The organism is Corynebacterium tuscaniense (assembly GCF_008693065.1).
GTDB lineage: Bacteria > Actinomycetota > Actinomycetes > Mycobacteriales > Mycobacteriaceae > Corynebacterium > Corynebacterium tuscaniense.
The window spans coordinates 1-529 of record NZ_VXKH01000207.1; the positions used below are offsets into that span (position 1 = coordinate 1).

Below are 529 nucleotides of genomic sequence, written 5' to 3' on the forward strand. Positions count from 1 at the left end.
TCAACAGTCTGCTTGCCGTCATTGATATCCGTGTGCTCAGCAATCTTATTCTCATCGCCAGACTCGGAATCCTTACCAGACTTATCCACCGCAGTAGAAGTCAAGTACTCAAAGGCAACACCCTGGTCTACAGAACCAGCCTCAACACCCTCGTTAACAGTGATCTTGACATCAACATCACCCTCAGAGGACTTCGGAGTGAACTTCACCGGCTCCTTGGACTCACCAATAACAGACTCATCAGTCTTGTTACGCAGCTCAGCATTCAGAATGTATTCCTTATTCGGAACCAGACCCTCATAGTGAACATGGTCAGTAACAACCGTGCCAGCCTTCAGAGCCTCATGCTCACCAAGCTGATCAACCGTCGTGCTGATCTTAGGCTTCAACTCCTCATGAGAGTCAACAGTCTGCTTGCCGTCATTGATATCCGTGTGCTCAGCAATCTTATTCTCATCGCCAGACTCGGAATCCTTACCAGACTTATCCACCGCAGTAGAAGTCAAGTACTCAAAGGCAACACCCTGGT

1 protein-coding gene is annotated in these 529 nt (G+C 48.6%); it reads right to left on the minus strand.

All coding sequences use genetic code 11. The features are described from left to right. Positions 1–506, minus strand: a 506-nt coding sequence (locus F4V54_RS11305) for a VaFE repeat-containing surface-anchored protein (protein WP_150387194.1), incomplete at its 3' end; no start/stop codon positions are given. Between the last annotated feature and the right edge of the window lie 23 nt (positions 507–529).